This window comes from Hymenobacter agri, assembly GCF_054778495.1.
This window is the reverse complement of sequence record NZ_BAAGZM010000570.1, coordinates 1-2754: the sequence shown is the minus strand read 5'-3', so window position 1 is coordinate 2754 and position 2754 is coordinate 1. Positions and strand designations below refer to the sequence as shown.

Annotated in this window: 3 protein-coding genes; all 3 read right to left on the bottom strand. The window is 63.6% G+C overall.

What is annotated here, in order from left to right; translation table 11 throughout:
* Positions 1-581 (bottom strand): glycoside hydrolase family 1 protein (locus tag ACYVDE_RS19510; RefSeq protein ID WP_460503211.1); only part of this gene is annotated, 581 nt, incomplete at its 3' end.
* A 72-nt stretch (positions 582-653) separates the two neighbouring features.
* Positions 654-1718, bottom strand: a complete 1065-nt coding sequence (locus tag ACYVDE_RS19505; RefSeq protein ID WP_460503210.1) for a glycosyltransferase family protein — start codon at positions 1716-1718, stop codon at positions 654-656.
* Positions 1719-1806: 88 nt separating this feature from the next.
* Positions 1807-2706 (bottom strand): UDP-2,3-diacylglucosamine diphosphatase, encoded by a 900-nt coding sequence (locus tag ACYVDE_RS19500; protein ID WP_460503209.1) that lies wholly within the window; start codon positions 2704-2706, stop codon positions 1807-1809.
* Positions 2707-2754: the final 48 nt, after the last annotated feature.

Here is a 2754-nt window from a genome sequence, read left to right as displayed (position 1 = left end):
AACACCATGGGCTCGTTCAGCACGCACCACTGCGGCACGCGGTCGCCGAGGCGGCGGGCCATGAGCTGGGCGTAGTCGGCAAACCAGTGCACGATGTCGCGGTTGGTCCAGCCGCCGCGAGCCTGCAACGCACTCGGCAAATCCCAGTGGTAGAGCGTGAGCATGGGGCGCAGGTCGCGCTCCAGGCAGGCATCTACCAGCCGGTCGTAGAAGTCGAGCCCGCGGCGGTTCACGGCCCCGGTGCCTTCGGGCAGCACGCGCGCCCAGGCGGCCGAAAACCGGAAATCCGACAGCCCCAGACCGGCGGCCAGGTCGAGGTCGGTTTCGTAGCGGCCGTAGAAATCGGCGGCCACGCGCCCGTGCTCGTTGCGCCGGATAACGCCCTTGCGCCGCGTAAAGTCATCCCAGATGCTGGGCCCCTTGCCCTGCTGCTGCCACGCACCCTCCGTTTGGTAAGCGGCGGCTGAGGCTCCCCACTGAAAATCAGGCCCAAAGTCGGCCCGGGAAAACGGCAGCGGCGTGGAAGCGGGGTAGAAAGCAGCCGGTAGCGGCTCGGCGTAGCTGGGAGGTAATTTTATCATGCGCGGGGCGCGGAAGGAGCGTTTAATTATTAGGGACAGGTAATTAAGCACGTCAAGCGCATACGGCGAACGTCATGCTGAGCGCAGCCGAAGCATGACGTTCTTATTGGAATCACCGTTCCATTTCTGACTGACGCCGCACGGCAGCTGCTCTCGCAGCAGGGTATCGAGCACGGCGGCCGTGTGGTCGGGATAGTTTACGGGGATGGTTTCGTCGCGGTGCAGCCACTGGTCCACCTTATCCAGGTTTTTGTCTTTGAAGTTTTTGATGACGGGCACGCCCATTTTAGCCAGGGCCGCGGCGTTGCACTGCTGCTCGTACTGCTGCTTCATGGGCATCACCAGCAGCTTTTTGCCCAAGTACAGGGCTTCGGCGGGCGTTTCGAAGCCCGCGCCGCAGAGCACGCCGGCTGCGCGGGCCAGGCTGTCGAGGAAGGCCGCGCCGCTCACCGGCCACACCCGCACGTTGCCGTACTCGGCCGGAGTGCGGGTGTGCTTGCTGAACACCTCCCAGCGCGTGGTGCGGCTCAGGTATTGCAGGCGCTCCACCAGAATTCCCTCCTCAAACGCCGGCAGATATACCGTGTAGTGGCCCTCGTTGGTGGGGCTCAGCTCGCGCACCTGCCGGCGAATGACGGGCGTAAAGATACCCGGGCCATACTCTTGAAAGTGAAAGCCGTACTGCGCCGTGCTCGGGGCGTAGTGCTTCAGCACGGCGCGGCCGGCGGGGTCTTCGCGGTCGGGGCGGGGGGCGGCGGGGTGCAGCACGGCGCTTTGGTGGCTGAGGGCCACGCAGGGCACCTCGCGCAGCTTGCAGGCCCAGCTGCTCACCGGCTCGAAGTCGCTGATGACCAAATCGTAGCTTTCCACTGGCAGGTGCCGCACCTCGTTCACGAACCGGGCCGACTTAAACTGCCAGAAGGTTTTCACGAAGTTGATGCCGCCCTTCTTCCCGAATAAAAACCCCATGCCCTGGGCCCGGTATTTCACTTCAAACGGCAGCGGCAAATCGGCCGGCGGCCCGCTCACTAGAATGTCGAGCTGCTCGCAACGGCTTTGTAGCAGCGGCACCACATCGAGGGCGCGGCTCAGGTGGCCGTTGCCGGTACCTTGAATGGCGTAGAGGATTCGGGACATTCGGTGTTGGTTCTGAATTTTAAGAACGTCATGCTTCGACTGCGCTCAGCATGACGTTCTATGTCTGTGTAGATACCGCCGCCAGCGTTTACACCTTAATCTTAAACTCCGCCAGCAACCCTTCCAGTAGCGCAGCCGGGTCGGCGTCGGCCAGTTCCTCGGCCGCGTCGGCAGCTTCCGTTTCGGGGGCTTGCTGCATGGCGGGGTCGTCGTTGTAATAGTAAAGCTGCCAGCCGGCTTCGGCAGTGTATTCCAGGGCGGTTAGGTTTTCCACCCAGTCGCCGGAGTTCAGGTAGGTCACCTCCCCTTTCTCGGTGCGCAGAGGCTTGATTTCGGGCTGATGAATGTGGCCGCAAGCCACGTAGCGGTAGCCTTCGTCGGCGGCAATGGCGGCGGCGGTGTCTTCGAAATTGCTCACGGCCGCCACGGCGGTTTTCACGCGCTCCTTCACCAGCTTGCTCAGCGCCACGCGGGGGCGGCCCAATTTGGCTAGGCCGTAGTTCACAAAGCGGTTCAGCAGAATCAATAGGTCGTAGCCGTGGCCGCCGAGCTTGGCCAGCCAGCGCGAGTGCCGCATGGTCACGTCAAACACGTCGCCGTGAAAAAGCCAGGTGCGGCCGTGCGGCAGGTCGAGTACCAGCTTGTTGTCGAGGCGAAAGTGCCCCAGCTTCAAGCCGGCGAATTTGCGCAGCAGCTCGTCGTGGTTGCCGGTGAGGTAATGGATTTTCACGCCCTTGGCGGCCAGGCCGGCCAGGTAGCGCACCACCCGCATGTGGGCCGGCGGCCAGTAATTTTTGCTAAACTGCCAGATGTCGACGATATCACCATTCAGCACCAGCACCTGCGGCCGGATGCTCTTCAGGTAGCGCAGCAGCTCCTTGGCGTGGCAGCCGTAGGTGCCCAGGTGCACGTCGGAGATAACCGCGACCTGCACGCGGCGCTTGCGGCGGGCCCGCGGCACGGGCTCGTAGTCGGAAGCTACCCTCATACGGCCGCGGCTGGGTTGAACCGCCCGCCCCGCATAGGCCCGGTGCTG